Annotated in this window: 14 protein-coding genes and 1 pseudogene; 8 read left to right on the top strand and 7 right to left on the bottom strand. The window is 69.2% G+C overall.

Annotation, left to right across the window (positions count from 1 at the left end; translation table 11 throughout):
• Positions 1-35: 35 nt before the first annotated feature.
• Complete coding sequence (locus AB0D10_RS38230; RefSeq protein WP_360265037.1) at positions 36-662, top strand: PPOX class F420-dependent oxidoreductase; 627 nt, start codon at positions 36-38, stop codon at positions 660-662.
• A gap of 71 nt (positions 663-733) precedes the next feature.
• On the opposite strand, the gene gltX is transcribed toward AB0D10_RS38230, so the two are convergent.
• Positions 734-2146: a glutamate--tRNA ligase gene (gene gltX, locus AB0D10_RS38225; RefSeq protein WP_360265034.1), complete on the bottom strand. Its 1413-nt coding sequence runs from the start codon at positions 2144-2146 to the stop codon at positions 734-736.
• Positions 2147-2921: 775 nt separating this feature from the next.
• On the opposite strand from gltX, the gene AB0D10_RS38220 reads away from it, so the two are divergent.
• From AB0D10_RS38220 to AB0D10_RS38205, 4 genes and pseudogenes are all read left to right on the top strand, one after another.
• Positions 2922-4211 carry a protein kinase gene (locus AB0D10_RS38220; RefSeq protein WP_360265031.1) on the top strand — a complete coding sequence of 430 codons (1290 nt, stop codon included), beginning with the start codon at positions 2922-2924 and terminating at the stop codon, positions 4209-4211.
• Between the two features lie 79 nt (positions 4212-4290).
• On the top strand, positions 4291-5553 hold the full coding sequence (locus AB0D10_RS38215; protein WP_360265028.1) for an ISL3 family transposase: 1263 nt from the start codon (positions 4291-4293) through the stop codon (positions 5551-5553).
• A gap of 149 nt (positions 5554-5702) precedes the next feature.
• Positions 5703-6809 (top strand): PQQ-binding-like beta-propeller repeat protein, encoded by a 1107-nt coding sequence (locus AB0D10_RS38210; RefSeq protein WP_360265025.1) that lies wholly within the window; start codon positions 5703-5705, stop codon positions 6807-6809.
• 209 nt (positions 6810-7018) lie between these two features.
• A pseudogene (locus tag AB0D10_RS38205) lies at positions 7019-7321 on the top strand (transposase); the annotation flags it as partial.
• Here the strand turns inward: AB0D10_RS38205 and AB0D10_RS38200 are convergent.
• The gene (locus AB0D10_RS38200) at positions 7320-7673 is read right to left on the bottom strand and encodes a DUF6193 family natural product biosynthesis protein (RefSeq protein WP_360265080.1); all 354 of its coding nucleotides are present in this window, start codon (positions 7671-7673) and stop codon (positions 7320-7322) included. The pseudogene AB0D10_RS38205 and the gene AB0D10_RS38200 sit on opposite strands and share 2 nt — an antisense overlap.
• 412 nt (positions 7674-8085) lie before the next feature.
• Positions 8086-10101 (bottom strand): tyrosine-type recombinase/integrase, encoded by a 2016-nt coding sequence (locus AB0D10_RS38195; RefSeq protein ID WP_360265022.1) that lies wholly within the window; start codon positions 10099-10101, stop codon positions 8086-8088.
• 93 nt (positions 10102-10194) lie between these two features.
• On the opposite strand from AB0D10_RS38195, the gene AB0D10_RS38190 reads away from it, so the two are divergent.
• Positions 10195-10992 carry a hypothetical protein gene (locus AB0D10_RS38190; RefSeq protein WP_360265019.1) on the top strand — a complete coding sequence of 266 codons (798 nt, stop codon included), beginning with the start codon at positions 10195-10197 and terminating at the stop codon, positions 10990-10992.
• Positions 10993-11036: 44 nt separating this feature from the next.
• Here AB0D10_RS38190 and AB0D10_RS38185 read toward each other — a convergent pair whose 3' ends face one another.
• A complete protein-coding gene (locus tag AB0D10_RS38185; RefSeq protein ID WP_360265016.1) occupies positions 11037-12482 on the bottom strand; it encodes a M14 family zinc carboxypeptidase in 1446 nt (481 codons plus the stop codon).
• Between the two features lie 244 nt (positions 12483-12726).
• Between AB0D10_RS38185 and AB0D10_RS38180 the strand changes: the two genes are divergently transcribed.
• Both AB0D10_RS38180 and AB0D10_RS38175 read left to right on the top strand, forming a co-directional pair.
• Positions 12727-13851: a ThiF family adenylyltransferase gene (locus AB0D10_RS38180; protein ID WP_360265013.1), complete on the top strand. Its 1125-nt coding sequence runs from the start codon at positions 12727-12729 to the stop codon at positions 13849-13851.
• 141 nt (positions 13852-13992) lie between these two features.
• A complete protein-coding gene (locus AB0D10_RS38175; protein ID WP_360265010.1) occupies positions 13993-15186 on the top strand; it encodes a UDP-N-acetylglucosamine--N-acetylmuramyl-(pentapeptide) pyrophosphoryl-undecaprenol N-acetylglucosamine transferase in 1194 nt (397 codons plus the stop codon).
• Here AB0D10_RS38175 and AB0D10_RS38170 read toward each other — a convergent pair.
• From AB0D10_RS38170 to rfbB, 3 genes are all read right to left on the bottom strand, one after another.
• Entirely contained in the window at positions 15183-16469 is a 1287-nt protein-coding gene (locus tag AB0D10_RS38170; RefSeq protein ID WP_360265007.1) for a DegT/DnrJ/EryC1/StrS family aminotransferase, read from the bottom strand. The genes AB0D10_RS38175 and AB0D10_RS38170 overlap by 4 nt on opposite strands.
• Positions 16466-17692: an ATP-grasp domain-containing protein gene (locus AB0D10_RS38165; protein ID WP_360265005.1), complete on the bottom strand. Its 1227-nt coding sequence runs from the start codon at positions 17690-17692 to the stop codon at positions 16466-16468. Before AB0D10_RS38165 ends, AB0D10_RS38170 begins: the two co-directional genes overlap by 4 nt.
• 97 nt (positions 17693-17789) lie before the next feature.
• Positions 17790-18788, bottom strand: coding sequence for a dTDP-glucose 4,6-dehydratase (rfbB, locus tag AB0D10_RS38160; protein WP_360265002.1), 999 nt, complete (start codon positions 18786-18788; stop codon positions 17790-17792).
• Positions 18789-18835 lie beyond the last annotated feature (47 nt).

The raw sequence follows: 18835 nt of genomic DNA, 5'->3' as shown, positions 1-18835 counted from the left end.
AGCACGGGGGACGGGCGTCGCGGGTCGGAGAGATCGTGACGTCGGTCATCGGCGGCGACCCGTCGAGCCTCGGGCCTGATGCGGGTCTGCTCGCTGGAACGTGGACCTCTCTCCAGCACGTGACCATTCTGCTCGAACTAGCCGACACGTTCGGGTTCAGGGTCGACGCGCAACTGGTGCAGGAGCTCACCACGGTCGCCGCGATGCGGCAGCACGTGGACCGGCTGCCGTCGGGCGACGGTGCGGCTGGCAGAAACAATCATAGGGAGACAGAGATGACGGATGTTCTGCAGCGTCTGCAGGAACTACTCTCGGGGCCGAACACGGCGATCCTGGGCACGGTGCGCCCGGACGGCCGTCCTCAGCAGTTCGTCGTATGGGCGGCCTTCGAGGACGGAGACGTCCTCATGTCGACAACCAAGGGGCGTCCGAAGTGTCGGAATCTGGAGCAGTTTCCGCACGCCTCGCTGACGGTGTATCCAGCGGACAACCCCTATGCAAGTGTCGAGGTGCGGGGCACCGCGACGTTCGGAACACCAGACTCGGCCGAGGTTATCGAGCGCCTTTCCCAGCACTACAAGGGCACGTCCTGGGTGGAGCCTGCCGGCTTGGGGGAGAGGCTGACCGTGCGACTCACCGCTCTCGAAGCCGGTAAGGACTGAACAGTCAGGTCCTCGAGGGTCGGGTGGTGGCGGGAGCCTCCGCCACCACCCGAGTCCCGGAGACTCGCCGGTCAGCTACCGAGCTTCTCCAGTGCTTTGAACAACCTGGTTGTCGTCCGCTCCCGTCCCAGGACCTCGAGAGATTCGAAGAGGGGTAGACCGACCGTGCGGCCAGTGACCGCCACACGGACCGGAGCCTGGGCCTTTCCGAGCTTCATACCATGCAGGGTACTGAGCCTCTCAAGCTCGGACTTCAGCGGTCCTGCCTGCCATTCGACCGTCTTGAAAGACGCCGAAACGTCCTTCAGCAGTTCCGCGGAGCCCTCCTTCATGGCCTTTGCCCAGGAGGGCGCGTCGTCGACGGGCTCGTCGAGGAAGAGGAAATCGACAATCTCGACGATCTCACTCAGCAGCGTGATGCGCGTCTGGGCCAGCTCGGCGACTTTGCTGAAGACCGCCTCGTCGTAAGCCTCGGCGGACCAGGGAGTGTTGTCCCTGGTGAGCCAGGGCCGGCAGGCCGCGATAAACTCGTCCAAGGCCAGCGCGCGAATGTACTCGCCGTTGAATGCACGCAGCTTCTTGACATCGAAGAAGGTTGGCGCGGGGTTGACGTCCTCGAGTCGGAATTCCTCCTCCATCTCGCTCCAGGGGACGATCTCCCGGTTGTTGGCGGGAGCCCATCCGAGAAGCATCAGGTAGTTGCGCATGGCCTCGGAGAGGTAGCCCTCATCCCGGAAGTCCTCTAGCGCGACCCTGTCCCGGCGCTTCGAGAGCTTCTGCCGCTTCTCGTTGACCAAGATGGGCGCGTGGGCCCAGCGCGGCGCCGACTTCCCCAGGGCCTGCCACAGCAGTTGCTGCTTCGGCGTGTTGGAGAGGTGCTCCTCGGCCCGGATTACCAGGTCGATTCCCATCGTCATGTCGTCAACGACGTTGGCGAGGAGGAACACGGAGGTCCCGTCGCTACGCGCGATGACGAAGTCCTCGATGGTGGAATTTTCGAAGGTGGGATTGCCCCGAATAATGTCTGTTACGATCGTCACGCCGTCGTCAGGAGTACGGAACCGCACCGCCCGGCCGTCAGCGCGCTCCAGACTGCGATCCCGACAGAATCCGTCGTAGCCCAACCGCGAATCACCGGTGCGTTCTGCGAGCTGCTCACGAGTGCAGTCGCAGAAGTAGGCCTTGTCTTCACTCAGGAGCTGTTCAACAGCTTTCTGGTGATGATGGGCATATTCAGTCTGGAAGTACGGTCCCTCATACTGATCGGGTCCCACTCCGAGCCACGCCATCGCATCCAGGATGCCCTGGGTCCACTCGGGGCGACTGCGTGCAGCATCGGTGTCCTCGATGCGGAGGACGAGCGTGCCGCCTGACTGTCGCGCCACAATCCAGTTCAGGAGCAGCGATCGGGCGTTGCCGACATGGAACATGCCGGTCGGGGACGGGGCAATGCGGACGCGCACTGGGGTGTCAATCACAACCATGATACTAGCGTGACGTACCATCAAGCTTCTGTGCAGCAGCGTAAGTTCGGATGGCGTCCCGTGGAGTGGTGCGGCAGGGCGCCCGCTGGTACTCATCGGGGACTCCGGCACTGGCAAGTTCCACCTGCTGATCGGCATCGGCACGGCCATCGCGGAGGCTGACTCCTTTGTTCGCTACGCAGGGCTTCGGCGTAGTCGACGGGCGTCCGTTTTCTGATCACGCGAGGCCGAGGAACGCGAGGAGTCGGCAGGCGTCGCGTGCCCCGGCAGCACGGCCACCCAGGGCAAGGGCTCCGCGTCCCACTGGAACGACAGAGACCCTACACAAGCCTCATCGTTGCAGCTCAGAAGGCACTTTCGCATTTCCGATCATGATCCGGACGCTGGGCGACCGGTGGAGATTGAAGCAAGCCCCGGACTGGAGGTGGCGGCGGCCGGGCAGGAGAGGTCCCTGTCGGCGAGGGACTTCGGAGGCGTTCCTCATGTCGACTGTTCCCCGCGACTTGCCCGCCATTCGAGCGCTTCGGGTTCGTCGGTGACTCCGCGAGGTGCTGGCCGGCAAACACTCGCAAGCCTTCGCGTAACTCGTCGGGGCTGACATAGAAGAACTCGCCGCGGGCGTTGCGGTTGACGCGGCGGTCGGCACAGCGCTGGTGGGGTGTCTCTACGGCGGATCTGCCGGTCGGGATCCGGGTGAGAGCCATATGATGTCTCCGCCTGGCTTGTGCCTTCGGCGCACGGAAGGGCTGCGCGGTCCGGACTATGGGGGTGCTGGATGGGGCGGGTTCTGGCGGGCCGCTACGAGTTGGACGCACGGCTGGGTCGGGGCGGCATGGGTGAGGTGTGGGCCGCCCGTGACAAGGTGCTTGACCGCGAGGTCGCGGTCAAGCTGTTGCACACCCACCTCGACAGCGACAGCGCTGCGCAGTTGTTCTTCCGCGAGGCCCGCACCGCAAGCGCGTTGAACCATCCCGGGGTCGTTACCGTGCACGACCTGGGTCGTGACGGCGACGGGACGTTGTTCCTGGTCATGGAGCTGGTCTGCGGCCGCAACCTGGGCCAGGTCCTGCGCGAGGACGGCGTCCCGCCCATCGGGCAGGCCGTGGAGTGGGCCGCGCAGACTGCCGATGCTCTCGCGGCCGCGCACGGGGCCGGGATCGTGCACCGGGACCTGAAGCCGGCGAACATCATGCTCACGGATGCCGGGGCGGTGAAGGTGCTCGACTTCGGCATCGCCCGCCGCCTGGAGACCAGCGACCTGACCAGCACCCAGATCATGGGAACGCTCGCCTACATGCCGCCGGAGCGGTTCAACACCGGCCACCAGGACGCACGAGGCGACCTCTACTCCCTCGGTTGCGTCCTGCATGAACTCCTGACCGGCGAGACGCCCTTCGGTGACCTGCCCACCACCGCACTGATGTTCGCCCATGTCCAACGCATCCCCGATCCCCCCAGTACCCGCCGCCCCGACGTTCCGCTGCCCCTTGACGCGCTCGTGGCCGAACTCCTCGCCAAAGACCCTGATCAGCGTCCCGTCGGCGCCGAGGAGGTTCACGGCCGCCTCAAAGCCCTCACTCCACCCGCGACGGCACCGACCGGGCAGACGGCACCCACGGTCCCCGCACGGCGGCAGCCGCAACCCGCTTCACCCGCGTTGGCCCCAACACGGGTCGACGAGGGCCCGGCGCAGGCAGCCGAGAGCCTACGGCCCCACCCGGCTCAGGCAACAGCCGCCGCTCCGGGACCAGCGGCAGCCCCGACCAAGCCGCGAACGCTGTCGCAGCACGCCCAGGAGCCCATCGGCCCCGAGGGCGCAAGCCACTCCCCCAGCTCCCCGCACACAAGCGGCCACGGCAGCACCCAGCCTCGCGGCGACCACGAAGACCCCTCGAGCGCCACCCCGATCAGCGAACCCGTCGTGCCGGGCTCCGGCTGGCCAACCGAAGGGTCGATCGCGCCGCCCATCGCACCTGGCAGCACCACCAAGCTGCCGACTCCGGACGTTCCCCTGACCGAAAACGGGCTCTTCTGCTCCATCTGTGGGTCGTTGAGGAGCGCCTGACGCAGTACACGCCGTCCCCTGTCCCCTGTGCAGATCTTGAGGTGTCGAGACTCAGGATCTGGAGTGCAGGGAGAACGGCGTGCGGTTCACCACGGTATTGAACGCGTTGGTCGGATGCGAGCAGGCGGTTGCGCAGGACGTCCGATTCGAGGAGAAGTCGCAGGTCATCGTGGTCACGGTCCGGCCCAGGTCCCGGGCGCGTCGCCGATGCGGGATCTGCGGCACCCGCTGCCCGGGGTTCGACGCCGGGGCGGGACGACGGCGCTGGAGGCACCTGGACGCCGGCGGACTCAAGCTCTATCTGGAGGCCGACGCGCCCCGCGTAACCTGCAAGCGGCACGGGGTCGTGGTCGCCGCCGTCCCATGGGCGCGGCACGATGCGGGGCACACCCGTGACTTCGACCAGCAGGTCGCGTGGATGGCCACCGAGTGCTCCAAGTCCGCCACCGCGCATCTGATGCGGACCGCGTGGCGTACCGTCGGAGCCATCCTCACCCGCCACCAGGCCGAGGCGGACGTCGGGATCGACCGCCTGGCCGGCCTGCGCCGCATCGGCGTCGATGAGATCTCCTACCGGCGCGGACAGAAGTACATGACCGTCGTGGTCGACCACGAGTCCCGGCATGTCGTGTGGATGGCCGACGGCCACGGCAAGGACGTGCTCCGCTCGTTCTTCGACGCCCTCGGCGCCGACCGCGCACACCGGCTGACGCACATCAGCGCGGACGGGGCCGAGTGGATCGCCGATGTCGTCGCCGAGCGGGCCCCGAACGCGGTCCGCGCCATGGATCCCTTCCACGTCGTGCAGTGGGCCACCGAGGCCCTGGACGAGGAACGCCGGGCCGCCTGGAACCACGCCAGGCGCCAGACGGCAGATCCCGAACTCGCCCGCCGTCTCAAGCACTCCCGCCACGCTCTGTGGAAGAACCCCGAGGACCTCACCACCCGTCAGCAGGCCAAACTCGCCTGGATCGCTACCAACGACCCGCGCCTGCACCGCGCCTACCTCCTCAAGGAGGGACTGCGCACGATCTACCGGATCGCCAGAACAGAAGGCGCGCCTGCCGCGACCGAGGCGCTGGACCGCTGGCTGTCCTGGGCGCGGCGGTCGCGGATTGCGGTCTTCGTCGAACTCGCCCGCAAGGTCCAGCGCCACCACGACGCCATCCTGCACGCGATCGTCGAGGAGTTGAGCAACGGACTCATCGAGTCCACGAACACGAAGACCAGGCTCATCATCCGCCGAGGCTTCGGCTTCCGCTCCGCCGACGCCGTCATCGCCCTCGTCATGCTCTGCCTCGGCGGCAACCGCCCAGCCCTGCCCCGCCGCCAACTCACATGACCCGACCCACAGGTCCAGCACAAGAGCCCGAAAACGCCGAAGCCGCAATAGCCCCCACTGATCGCGCGCGGCCCGGAATCGGGCGACGCACCGTCCTCCTGAGTATTGCCACCCTCGCCGTCGGCGGCGCCGGCGCGACCGCGTGGATCATGTCGTCGGAGAAGGCCACCAGCGGGCAGGTCATCGCGATGACAGCTCCCAACGACGGACTGGTCTACGGCTATGACAGCGGGACCGGGCAACGGATCTGGACGACCCGCATCACCGACGACTCCACCGTCACCGGCGACTGGTCGACGACCTCGCCCCTGGTGCTGCTGCCGGCAGGTAGAGAGTTGGTCTACGTCCTCGCCCCCGACGGCGTCACCGGCCTGGGGCGCGACGGCCGGATCCTGTGGCGCGTGCCAGTCTCCCGCGGAAACTTCAACCCAGCGGGAGTCACCCCTTCAGGCGTTGTCCTGGGTTTCGGGTCGGAGCTGATGGCGATCAGTCCGCAGGGCAAACGACTCTGGACCGTCTCGACTTCAGACTTTGTGATGGACGTCCAGGCCTCGGCAACGGCAGGAGCGGACGCAGTCTTCGTCAACGTCCACCCATCAGCCATCCAGCGGATCGACGCCGCCACCGGCAGCGCCGCATGGACGCACACCCTGGACCCGGGGCACGGCGCGCTCGGGATGGACACTTCACCGGGCTACGTCGTGATGACCGACGACGGCGTGAGTTCTGACTCGTCGTACAAGTGCCAAGCCATCAACATCAGCGACGGACAGACCCGATACAGCATTGCGCCGAATGATGTTTCGGGCGGGCCAATCTTCGCGGCGGACATCCCAGCGTTCATCATCCTTGAGCAGGCGCCCCCGAGTTCCTCCACAGGCCCGGTCACCCTCCGCGCGCGCAGCGCGCAAGACGGCCGAATACTCTGGGCATCCCAGACTGCCTCGCAGTCCCAGTCCTCCTGGCAACCGTGCTACGCCAACGGCATCGTCTACGCCGTGCTGGACAACACCCTCCACGCCTTCAAGGGCACTGACGGCTCGCACGTGTGGTCCAGGCCCACCAAGGCGGGCGCGGGAGCGAAATTCAAGATGGACCTGATCGGCGACGCGATCTATGTCACGGCGTCGGTATCCAGCGGAGTCTCCCCGATCAGGATCCTCGGCTACCACGCCTCGGACGGCAGCCCCGTCCTGGACTTCACCCCGACTGACCGTGCCGCTTCATTCGTAGTCAGCTCGCACTTTGCAGCCTAGCGGCCATTGTCGCTCCGGGCACGGTACGCGTGGGTTTGACAGGGCTTCAGCGTGGTGTCAGAAGCGATCCGCAAACCCGTCGCGGGGCTTGGGATTAGCACGAGTGTTCCATGGTTCCCGATTCGGGTGATCACGGCGTTGTCGCCGCATGAAGACAGGGCCCCTGTGCAGCTTGGAGGTTGTCGAGACCAAAAAGCCACAAGGAGGCCCTGTTGCCGCTTTTGTACGCCGTCGCCGGAGTCGGCCGCAACTCCGTTCCCCCAAGGTGTGACTGCTTCGCGCACCGGTACGGCAATGCGGGCGACCACCGCGATCGTGTTCGACGCTACGACAGCGACATGACCGACGCCGAGTGGGCGGCGGTGCGGGACCTGCTGCCAGTGCCGGCGTGGATGAGCGGCCAAGGCGGGCGGCCGGAGGGCTACTGCCACCGCCAGATGCTCGACGCGATCCGCTACCTCGTCGACAACGGCGTCAAATGGGCCGCGCTGCCCGCCGACTTCCCCCCGTTTATGTGGAATCTGACTTGTCAAGGTCATTGGCAGTGCCAGCGACTGCCGGCCCGCACTCGGGGGGAAGGTGGGCGACGATCAGGGCGACTGCATCACGAGGGTTGTCAGCCTCTCCGATGTCCGCCGGTCCATGGGGCGAGCGGGTCTTCCACCAGGTGACGCGGTATCTCCCGTCGACGGGAGTAACCACTGGAACGTCGTGGGTGTAGGGGAATCCGGTGCAGCGGCTGAAGTTCAGTGACCTGTGGCTGTGGAAGGGGAACAAGGCTCGCAGCTGTGGCTGGACGTAGGCAGCTTCGATGAGGTCGTGGTCGACGTGTGACGCCGTGGTCTGGCGGTAGATCGTCCACATGGTCTCGACCGCGGTGCCGCGCTCGTGGGCCTCGGCGAGCGGGCCGTAGCTGACGAACGGGCATGCGGATTGCAGATCCTTCAAGTTGGCGCCGGACTGCCAGACCCCGGTGGCCGTGGCAGCCTCGTTCAAACTGGTTGTCGCGCCCTTCGCCATCGTGACACCGCGTTCCCAGAAGCTCATGACGAAGCAACGGTTCTGGATACCCAGGTGAACGCTCGTCGTCCGGCTGTCACGGTCCGCCCGAGCTCCTGATCGTCTCCACCCTGGAGCTCGTTCGGGAAGCACGGCAAACTGAAATCCAGCCTGGTCAACGGCTTTCTGTAGGGCGATCTGGAGGGTGCCGACCTGGCCGAGTTCAGGATAGAGACTGGCCAGGTCCGGGGCAGGTTGAGACGTCACACTTCGCCCTTCAGTTGGTGCCGCCGGTCGTGAACGGCTCTTCGCGGCTCCCCGCCGGCTGCTTGCTGTGCCGGACCTCGATGACGGGCAGCAACGTGGCTGTCGCGGGTATTCCGAGCTGGCGTGGTGTCGGCCCGGCCGGGGTGGGGACGTCGGTGAGTCGTGCGAGGAGTTGATCGAGGGCAGCTTGGCCATCGTCGACGGCGGCGCGTTCGTCGTCGGTGAGGGGGATGTTGGCCAGCATCTTCTGCAGATTGTCCTTGGCCTCCAGAAGTTGGCCCCGGCTGGAGTCCTTGGGGGTGTAGAAGTCACAGCGCGCGCAGGCCATCCGGTGCTGGCACTGCTCGAAGAAGCTGTAAGTGCACCAGCCGTGGCCCAGGTCGTAGTACTGCCAGGGCTCGCCACTGGCGGCGGCACCGGACGCGACGGCGTCGCGGTCGACGAGGACTTCGATGGTGCGCACGTTCCGAGCGAAGTATCCGGCGTCGTTGTAGGCCCTGGCCAGGGTGTTCGGGGTGATCTTCGCGTAATGGGCGGTCGCCTCCGGAGTGCGGTGACCGAGCCATTCCTGCAGCTCGAACAGCGTCATGGGCTCCTTGGCGTTGTAGAGCTGGCTGGCGATCGTGGACCGGGCCCGGTGGCTGGTGATGTTGCCGCGGACGTCGGCCGTGGGGACGCCGGCCTTGCGGCAGAGCATCGGGATGATCGCCGTGTTGATGTAGTGCTTGGCGACCCGGCGGGCCCGGTGGGCGAACAGGAAGTCGGCCAACTGGCCGGTCTTGTGGTCGAGCATCTGCGGTTGGGCGGGTCTGACGGCCTGCCATGCCTCGATGGCCTTGCCCAGGAGTGGGTCGACGGGCTTGGTGAACGCAGTGCCGGTCTTGTGGGTCGGGACGTCCAACAGGCAGACCGCGTCCCGTGCCAGGACCTCGCCCGAGTCACCGGGGATCGGCAGGCCGTCGTGCTGCCAGCGGATGCAGCCCACCCGCAGCCGGGCGATCTCGTCACTTCGCTGGCCGGCGAAGAGCCAGGTCAAGGTGATGGCCCGGATCAGTTCGACCGGGTAGGTGCGGCTGTCCGAGGTCGGCAGGTCACCGGGTTCGACGTTCAGGCCCGCCCACATCAGCTTCGCCCAGATGTCGTCGGCGATCACCCGCGGGTCCGGGCCCATCAACGCGCGGACGCTTCGCGGGGTCCGCAAGGCTTGGGCAGGATCGAAGCGGCGCGGGACCAACTCCCATTCGTGCAGGTCGCGGAAGAACGCGCGGGGGACCTTGAGGTAGCCGGACTTCGACTGCGCGGTGAGCGGTTTGCCGATGCGTCCCTGCGAGCGCATGCCGTGGGTCCACTGGGAGAAGTCGCCGACCGCCATCCGGTCCACCGCCGCGACCCAGGACGCGCAGATCTGGCGGGTCCACTGACCCGGTTCGGTGACCTCGGGATGCTCGGCGGCCAGCCACCGGCCGATCTTCGCGAGCACGCTGCGGTAGCTCCTGCGGATCTTCGGCGTCAACGTCGATGCCGCGTACCACCGCTCAACCCACCCCGCCCATCCGCTCGGCACTCCCTCCATCTCCGCTGGCCCGGCCTCAGGGCCCAACCTCGGCGGGTCCGCGTGGCCGAGCGCGGCGACCGCCCGGTGGACGCCGTGCAGGTCCTTGCCCCACTGCCCGCCCATCGCCGGGCTTTCACGTAGTTCACCCAGGGCCTCGGTGGACAGGTCCTCCAACTGCGGGCTGCGGTTCAACAGCAGCACCTGGCAGACCACCGTCTCCAGCTTCTGCGCATCGCGCCGATACCCCCAGTCGGCCAGCACCGTGCAGACCTGCTCGACAGCCGCGTCCACGGGTCCGGCGCCGAACACCCGGCGGGCCAGGCTCGGCCGCATGAACCGACCGAGCCGCTCGAAGGCCGTGAACTCGCCGAGCAGGTAGGCATAGGCGATCAGGAACGGCCGGGCATTGGGGCCGATCTGCCCGCCCCAGGAGCGCCGAAACTCGGCGCCGTCCGCATTGATCAGGTCCACCCAGTCCTGCACCGACCAGCCCCAGAAGGCCCGGCGGAGCTCGCCGCTGCGGAGGAGTACGAGGCCTGCCGCATCGCGTGCATACCGGCGCTGATGGCGGTCGTCCGGTGGCAGGTGCAGGGCATCAAGGACATCAGCGAGAGGCGGGACCAGCCGGGCGGCCGGTCTCAGAGACACAAGGTCCGCAGCCAGGTCGTGGCGGCGAATCTCATCGATGCTGAAGTCCCGCAGGGCCTCTGCCTCGGCCTCGGTGAGCAGACCACGGCGGTCATACTGGGTGAGGTCGACCGGCCATGCCCAGAGGGGTGCGGTCGTTGGGATCGGCTGGGCGGTCACCAGGCGACCGTCCCTGCGCTCTGGGCGGCCCGGGTGATCTACGACACGCCCGAGGATGCCACGGCGGCGGCGCTCCAGTGGGCCGGCGCCTTGGCCGAGGCGGCCCGCGAGCGAGCCGAGCACCAGCGCCTGCGGCAGCAGATGGCCCTTGTCACGGCTCAGCTGGCCGACAGCCGGGCGAACGCGGAGGCCATGCTGGAGCAGCTCGGGCAGGCGGGCCGCCAGGTCGAGGCCGTCACCAGGCTCTGGGTGGAGAACGCCGGGCTGCGCAGCAAAGTCCGGGACCTGACCGGGGAGATCCAGGCCGCGGTCGCCACGGCGCAGGAGGCGCACCGTCTGGCCGAGTCGGCCCGCACCGTCGTCCAGGAGACCCTGCAGGCGGCCGGCAGCATCTCCGCGGGGTTCGAGGAGTTGGAGGCTTGGCGCAAGGCGTTGGCCGCCGAGTGGCGCGCACTGGAGATGGCGCGCGCACAGGCGCCGGCCGGCCCCGACTCCGGGCGGGCCCCGGTCCGGGCGCCGGTTCCGGCGGAGGCGCGGTCGTGGCGCCGCCCGTGAAAACCGGCCCGGGTGCGGTGGCGGCCGCCGCCCGGGCCGGGCACCTACCGGGTGAGGGCGACGGCCGCCAGCGCCGCGCAGGCCTGCACCGCGACCAGGTCCCGCAGCGGCAGCGCCGTCGCGCGCAGCTGCCGCTGGCTCTGCTCGGCCCGCTCGTACAGCAGTTTCTCCAGCCGGGCGCGCACGGCCAGGACGGTGCGGGACGGCGGGGCGTCGGCGGCGGCCCGGGTCGCCATCCCGGCCGTGCGCAGCGTCAGCATGACCCGGGTGTAGTGGGCTTCGGCGAGTTCGCCGCCGGGCACCGGCTCGCCGGTGGCGGCGCGCTGCTGCCAGGAGCGCACGACGGTGTCGGTGACCGCCAGGGTGTCGGCGACGGCGCGCGCGAACACCTCGTCCGGCAGGGCGGTCTGGCCGATCAGCCGGCGGACCTCGGCGGCTTCGGCGGCCAGCGCCTGGGCCAGGACATCGAACGCCACCGGCGGCGACGTCTCGAACCGGGTGCCGGTCCGCCAGCGGGGGACCTCCGGCAGCAGGGTCAGCGTGCCGTGCCGGGCGGCGTGGTGGCTCAGGTGCGCCCCGTACGCCGGTGCTTGCCGGTTGTGGTCGCGGATCACCAGCTCCTCCACCGGCGGCATCCGGTAGACACCGGGGCCGAGCTGCGGCCAGCCGACGACGTCGCCCGGCGCCGCGTCGGCCACCGGCAGACCGTGCCGGGCGGCGGCGGCGCCCAGCTGCCCGGCCAGGCCCGGCACGTCGTGGCTCGCCACGAAGAACGGCGCACCGAACTCAGAGTTGTGCAGGGACACGGCGACGGCCGGCTCCAGCTCGTCCACCAGATCCGCCAGCGCCTCCTGCGCCGGCAGCCCGAACCGGTGGATTCCGTCCCCCCACGGAACCGGGAAAGTCCATTCCGGCTGCTCCGCCATCGCCGGACGGTAGAAATATCGGTGTGCGATGTGCAGGTCGATCGGCAGGATCGTCCATTCCGAATTCAGGGCCGCCCCGTCCGGATCAACACACGGCAGGAAATGCCACGACACACCGTCGCGCAACTCCGGCCGCTCCACCATCAGACCCGCCAGAAACGACACCGTCGCATACCCCACCGGCTCGTTCGGGTGCGGGCCGCCGACCACCAGCACGGACCGCCGCCCCGACCCCACCGACAGCACCTGAAGCGCCCTGCCCGCCCGTGACCTGCCGATCTGCCGCATCCGGCACAGCCCAGGCGAGCGCCGGGCCAGATCGCGCAGCCGCGCCACCAACTCCTCCACCGACGGCACCAGCTCGGCGTCGGGCACCAGCTCCGCCCAGCCGACCAGCCGCTCATCAAGACCCGAAAGGACATCCACCACCACACAAACCCCCTTCTGAAACCGGACCCTGGAATAGCCGGTCCGGAATTTAATGATGCCCGAAAAATGCACCGGAAAATACCCTCTGGAATCCTCCGGAAAACCCTTCCGTGAGTGCCTGGTTAATGCTTCCATGGTCTCGGCGATAACGCCACAACCACCGGCCGATGAACACCAGGGAGAACACCATGAACGAGAACACCCCCGTCCTGTCCGCCGAGCCGCAGGACGCCGAGCAGGAGGACACCGGCCTTCGCCCGGCCGCCGACTCCGAGCTCCTGGGCCTGACCGTCTCCGGGCAGTAGCCCACCGGCGCTTCCGAAACGCGGGCCCGGCCCCGTGCCGGGCCCGCTCCGTCCCCCGACCCCGAGGAACCGAGATGGGCACCCCCCGCCTGCGCACCGAACACCAGCTCACCATCCGCCCCGACGGCCGTCTGCAGATCGGCGCGCTCCCCGGGATCGCGAGCACCCTGCCCGACCCCGACGGCTGGCGCCGGCCGTTGCTGCAGCTGCTGGACGGCACCCGCACGACCGCCGAGGTCCTGCGGACCATGGAGGCCACTCACCCCGAGGTCTCCTCCGCCCGCATCGGTGCCCTGCTCACCGACCTCATCCGGGCCGGGCACGTGCAGGACGCGGCCGCCGGCCCGCCCGCAGGCCTCGATCCGGGCACCGTCCAGCGCCGCCGGCGCACCGCCGAGTACCTGGAGATGGTCGACCGCCGCCCCGGCCGCACCGGCTGGGACCTGCAGCGCATCCTGGCCCGCTCCGTCGTGACCGTCGTCGGCATCGGCGGCACCGGCCTGGTCGCCGCCGCCGCGCTCGCCGGCGCCGGGACCGGCCGCCTGGTCCTGGCCGACCACGACGCCGTCGAGGAGTCGAACCTCTCCCGCCAGCATCTCTACACCACCGCCGACATCGGCCGCCCCAAGGTGGACGCCGCGTGGGAGCGGCTGGCCGAGCGTCACCCCCACCTCGACGTCGTCGCCATCCCCGAACAGATCACCCGCCGCCCCCAGTTCGCACACCTGATGCGCGGGTGCGACCTGCTCATCCTCGCCGCCGACGAAACCGACGGCCTGCGCCTGACCGCCAACCGCGCCGCCCTCGAATCCGGCTGCGCCTGGATCGACCCCGGCTACCACGGCCCCGTCATCAGCACCACGTTGTTCGTCCCGGGCCGGGGCCGGCCGTGCTGGGAGTGCCTGCGCCACGGCGACGCCCTCGCCCACGGCCTGCCCGGCATCCACGCCGACGTTGCGCCCGCCGCCCTGCCCCGCACGATCGGCCACCCCGTCACCGCCGTCACCGCCGTCACCGCCGGCCTCGCCGGCCTCGCCGGCACCTACGCCGCCCACGCCGCGATCACCCACCTCACCCAGACCCGCGAGTTCGCACCCTCCACCGTCCACCGGCACAGCCTCATCGCCCCCGCCGGACAGCCGCTCGCCCCCCTCACCTACCCCCGCAACCCCCGCTGCCCCTCCTGCGCCAGGAGCTGAGGACCAGAGCCGCTACCCATCTCCCAACGCCGCGGACATGCGCCCGTTGGAGTGAAGTACCCGGTCTGCACGTGGAGTTCGGCGCAGCAGTGCCCTGCTATCGTCCGCCCTGTCCGTCACCCGAATTCTGGGAGTTTTCCTGTGAGTAGCGATGCCGTCGACCGTCTTCCGCAGCGGGCTTTGCGGCTCGTCGTCACTGGGGGCGGAACCGGCGGTCACACCTACCCGGCGCTCACCGCGGTCCGCACGGCGCGGGCGAGGCTGGCCTCTGCGGGACGGGCACTGGATGTCCTGTGGGTGGGCACGGCGGACAGCCTGGAGTCCAGGGTTGCGGCGAGCGAAGGCATCGCGTTCGCCGCGGTCGCCACGGGGAAGATCCGACGCCACCGGAACCCGCTCAGGATGGTCTCTCCGGCGAACGTGCGGGACATGGCGCGGGTGCCGCTCGGGGTCGCGCAGGCCCGCGCCGTGGTCTCCCGCTTCGACCCTGACGTGGTGCTGGCCACGGGCGGATACGTGGCCGTGCCGGTGGGCATCGCCGCTTCACTGTGTCGTCGTCCGCTGGTCGTCCACGAGCAGACGGTGCGCCTGGGCCTGGCCAACCGGACGCTCGCGGGACGGGCTGCCCGCATCGCGGTGTCCTCCGAGTCCACCGTGCCGCTGCTGCCCGAGACGTTCCGGCGGATCGCAGTCGTCACCGGCAACCCGGTGCGCCCGGAGGTGCTGACCGGTGATGCGGACAAGGCGATCCGGGCGCTGGGGCTGCTCGGCTTCCGCCGCGACCTGCCGACCGTGTACATCACCGGCGGTGCGCAGGGCTCGGAGCAGATCAACGGCCTGGTGGCGGACGTACTGCCGTGGCTGCTGACCGACGCCAACGTGATCCACCAGTGCGGACCGGCGAACGTCGAGGCGCTGCGGGCTCGCGCCGCGGGCCTTCCCGCAGAGCTCGCCTCCCGCTACCTGCTGACCGGGTTCGTCGGGCCAGAGCTGCCCGACGTCCTGGCACTGGCCGATGTGGTGGTCTCCCGCAGCGGCGCGGGGACGATCGCCGAGCTGACGGCCCTGGGCAAGGCCGCAGTCCTCATCCCGCTCGCCAGCTCGGCCGGCAACGAGCAGGCCCACAACGCCAGGCACCTTGAGGAGGCCGGCGCGGCGGTGGCCCTCCTGGGCGACGTGACGCCGCAGCTGTTCCATTCTGCTGTGGAGCGGTTGCTCCGCGACCCCGCACTTCGGGCCGGGGTCGCGGAGCGTGCCCGTTCCTTCGGCCGGCCAGATGCTGCCGAGCGGCTGGTGGACGTGCTGCTGGATGCCGCGGTGGGTCACCGCTCCTAGGGCAGGTGCAGGGCGGTTCCTGCTTCGATGAGGACCCCGCAGCCATCGAACACATCGTCGCTGCCGCCGATCGGGTCCGGCACGTCCCGCTCACCGATCAGACCGGCCGAGCGGACCGTCACCGCGTCGCCGCCGCGACGGACGGGGGCGGCTGCGCCTCCGGTGGTGGCCACGGCCTGCCGCAGCGCGGCGGCGACGTGGTGAACGTCGTCATCGGTCATGTGCGGGTGGCACGGCAGGCTCAGGATCTCCCGGCCGGCCTGCTCGGTGACCGGCAGCGGCCGGTGCCAGGGGGCGAAGGCCGGCTGGAGGTGGTTGGGCGGGTAGTGGACGCCCACGGCGATGTTCTGGGACCGCAGGATCTGGAAGACCTCATCGCGGCGGGGCACGCGCACCACGCACAGGTGCGGCACGGTGCGGTCCACGTCCGGGTCCACCAGCGTCACGCCGTCGGCTCCGCGCAGGGCGGATCGGTAGGACCGCCACAGCTCCTGCCGGTTGACCTCGGTGGTCTTGAACTTGGCGAGCTGGGCGAGTCCGATGGCGGCGTTGATCGCGGACAGCTGGTAGCGCAGGCCGAAGCTGTCCACGCGGTAGGTGGTGATGGTGGCGCGCTCCTGCTGGGACTGGACGACGCCGAGCAGACGCAGGCGGCGGATTGTCTCGGCCTCCTCCGGGTTCCGGGGGATGATCATGCCGCCCTGGCCACAGGTGAGGTTCTTGATCGGCCCGAAGGAGAAGCAGGTCAGGGTGCCGGTTGCGCCGACATGGGCGGTGTTCTGGTAGGAGCCGAAGGCGTGGGCGGCGTCCTCGATGATCGAGATGCCGCGTTCGGCGAGCGTGTCGTGGATCGCGCTGAGATCGACGGCCCGGCCGCCGAACAGGACGGGCATCACGGCACGGGTGGCCGGGGTGATCGCTTCCATCACCTGCTCGGGGGTGATGCACAGTGTGGCCGGATCGACCTCGATGAACCGTGGGCTGGCGTTCACGGCGCGGATCGCCTGAATCGTGGCGCAGAAGGTCAGGGACGGAACGATCACCTCCTGGCCGAGGCCGATCCCGGCGGCGATGAGGGCGGTGTGCAGGGCGGCGGTGCCGGAGGTTACGGCCACCGCGTCCGGGACGCCGAGGAACGCCGCGATCTTCTGCTCGAATTCCTCGGTGACGGCGGTGTGCCCGTACTGGCCGTCAGCCAGGACGCGCTCCACGGCCTCCAGTTCCGTCCCGTACAGATACGGGCTGGCGTTGCGTGCGGCGTCGGGCCGCGACGGGATGGTCATGATGCCTCCTGGGTCGGTCGGATGATCGGTCGGAGCAGTGAGCTGGCCTTGTCCAGGGCCGCGGCCACATCTGCGGGTGACGGTCCGGCGGCGGTGATCATGCCGATCTTGTGGCCGGACTGGTCATGCGGGTGCACAGGGTCTCCGGGCTTGGCGTACAGCTCGATGCCGGTGACGCCGGGGACGTCGCGGGCTTCGGCGACGCCTTCCCACGTGGTCAGTTCCCCTTCCACGTGGAGGGGAGAGCCGAGCAGTTCCACCGCCGCGTGCGCGTCGCGCGTCGGCGTCAGATAGGCGTCGAACGGCTCACCGAGCGCGAGTGCGATGAGCGCGCCCACGACGTTGACGCCGTAGGCGGCCTCGTGCAGGCGCGGGATGCTGTCTCCGCTGAGGCGCGGGTTGGCTTCGACGATGCGCACGTGGCCGTCCTCGCCAAGGACGAGGTCGAAGTTCGCGGGCCCGTTGACGATGCCCAAAGCACCGCAAAGCCGCTCGGCTACTCCCTCAAGGCGGCGGTGCTGCGCCGGGGACAGTTGCGCCGTGCTGATCCGCCTGACGACGCTTCTGCCGGCCACCAGGGCTTGATCCTTGATGCAGGTCATGACCGACGTGCCGTCGCGGAGGAACAGGTCGATGGTCAACTGCCTCCCGTGAATGAACTCTTCCGCGATCACGGTCCCGGACGCGGAGTAGGCATGCGCACGGGCGATGGCGGCAAGCAGCCCGTCAGGGCTGGTGACACGGGTGACACCCTTGCTGCCCGACCCGTCCACCGGCTTGACCATGAGCGGGAAGCGCAACCCGGCCGCCTTCGCGGTGACCTCGCCGGGGTCGTCCGACGCGGCCCACCCGTACCCGGCGACACCGCAGGACGCGACGACCTCGTGAAAGGCGGCCTTGTCGAGACCCGCCAAGGCCGCCTCGGGGTACACGTAGGGCATGCCGTAGCGCAGGCCCAGGACACGCCAGGTGGGCAGTGCGGCGTCGGTCGCGCCGACCACGATCCCTGCGGGCCGTGTGTCGCCGAGCGTGTCGGCGATGGCCTCCGCGTCGCGGGTGGAGACCTGCATGACCGCGTCGGCGAATGGGAATGCGGGGGCCTCCGACCGCATATCGACAGCGATGGTCGGGATTCCCCGGCGCCCCGCCTCCTGGTAGAGGGGGATGTGCTCCTCCGATGCGCCGAGTACGAGCAGCGCGTTCAGGGGCCAGTTCTCAGGCATGCTGCCTCCTGGTTTGGGTTGAGGGTGACGTGCGGGGCTTGGCGGTGTGGACGGCTCCGATGCCGGTGACCGGGACGCGCGTCGGCTTCCTGAGGGATCAGACGGGGTGGTAGATGGGCTGCGGGGCGTGGGCGGGGATACGCAGGAGCGGCGCCCACCGGTCGGGGTTGTTGCGGTACCAGTCCGCGGTCTCCGCCAGACCGTCCTCCAGCCCGCGCTCGGGGCAGTAGCCGAGAGCGGCGGCCTTCGACCAGTCCAGGGCGTAGCGCAGGTCGTTGGCGGCCCGGTCGGGGATGTAGCGCACGCAGTCCCAGTCGGTGCCGAACATCCGCAGGAGGATGCCGGTCAGGTCCCTGCTGGTCAGGTCGGTGCCGCCGCCGATGTTGTAGACCTCGCCGGGGGTGCCGGCGCGCAGGACCAGCTCGATGCCCTGGCAGTTGTCCTCGACGTGCAGCCAGTTGCGTACGTGCTGGCCGTTCCCATGAAGGGTCAGCACGTGGCCCTTCAGCAGGCGGGTGATGAACAGTGGGATGATCTTCTCGGGGTGCTGGCGCGGCCCGTAGTTGTTCGAGGAGCGGGTGACGCACACCGGCACGCCGAACGTCTGGAAGTAGGACAGCGCCACGAGGTCGCTGGCGGCCTTCGAGGCGGCGTAGGGCACGCTGGGCCGGATCGGGTCCGTCTCGGCGGCCTGGCCGGCCACCAGCGGCCCGTACACCTCGTCGGTGGACACGTGGACGAACCGGCGGATGCTCGCCTTCCTGGCGGCCTCCAGCAGGGTGCAGGTGCCCAGGACGTTGGTGCTGAGGAAGTTCCCGGTGTCGCGGAACGAGCGGTCCACGTGCGACTCGGCGGCGAAATGGACGATGGCGGTGTGCTCCCGGGCGAGCCGGTCGACCAGCTGGGCGTCGCCGATGTTGCCGTGGACGAACGTCAGCTTGGGCGAGAGCATCGCCTCGCCCAGGTTCTCGACGCTGCCCGCGTAGGTGAGGGCGTCGAGCACGGTCACCCGGGCCACGTCCTCGGCGCGCAGCAGACGCCTGGCGAAGTGCGAGCCGATGAAGCCCGCACCGCCGGTGATCAGCACTTCTTCCATGGCTGGACCCTTCCTGTCGACGTTGAGCAGGGGAGAACCAGCAAACG

The organism is Kitasatospora sp. NPDC048545 (genome assembly GCF_040651155.1).
Classification (GTDB): Bacteria; Actinomycetota; Actinomycetes; order Streptomycetales; family Streptomycetaceae; genus Kitasatospora.
The sequence above is the reverse complement of the archived record's forward strand: the minus strand, read 5'-3'. Positions and strand labels throughout refer to the sequence as shown.

Bases quoted from the DNA above. Each gene is read 5' to 3' on its own strand.
- gltX (WP_360265034.1), bottom strand. From the start codon at position 2,146: ATGGTTGTGATTGACACCCCAGTGCGCGTCCGCATTGCCCCGTCCCCG.
- AB0D10_RS38220 (WP_360265031.1), top strand. From the start codon at position 2,922: ATGGGGCGGGTTCTGGCGGGCCGCTACGAGTTGGACGCACGGCTGGGT.
- AB0D10_RS38210 (WP_360265025.1), top strand. From the start codon at position 5,703: ATGTCGTCGGAGAAGGCCACCAGCGGGCAGGTCATCGCGATGACAGCT.
- AB0D10_RS38200 (WP_360265080.1), bottom strand. From the start codon at position 7,673: ATGTGGACGATCTACCGCCAGACCACGGCGTCACACGTCGACCACGAC.
- AB0D10_RS38190 (WP_360265019.1), top strand. From the start codon at position 10,195: ATGGCGGTCGTCCGGTGGCAGGTGCAGGGCATCAAGGACATCAGCGAG.
- AB0D10_RS38185 (WP_360265016.1), bottom strand. From the start codon at position 12,482: ATGGAAGCATTAACCAGGCACTCACGGAAGGGTTTTCCGGAGGATTCC.
- AB0D10_RS38180 (WP_360265013.1), top strand. From the start codon at position 12,727: ATGGGCACCCCCCGCCTGCGCACCGAACACCAGCTCACCATCCGCCCC.
- AB0D10_RS38170 (WP_360265007.1), bottom strand. From the start codon at position 16,469: ATGACCATCCCGTCGCGGCCCGACGCCGCACGCAACGCCAGCCCGTAT.
- AB0D10_RS38165 (WP_360265005.1), bottom strand. From the start codon at position 17,692: ATGCCTGAGAACTGGCCCCTGAACGCGCTGCTCGTACTCGGCGCATCG.
- rfbB (WP_360265002.1), bottom strand. From the start codon at position 18,788: ATGGAAGAAGTGCTGATCACCGGCGGTGCGGGCTTCATCGGCTCGCAC.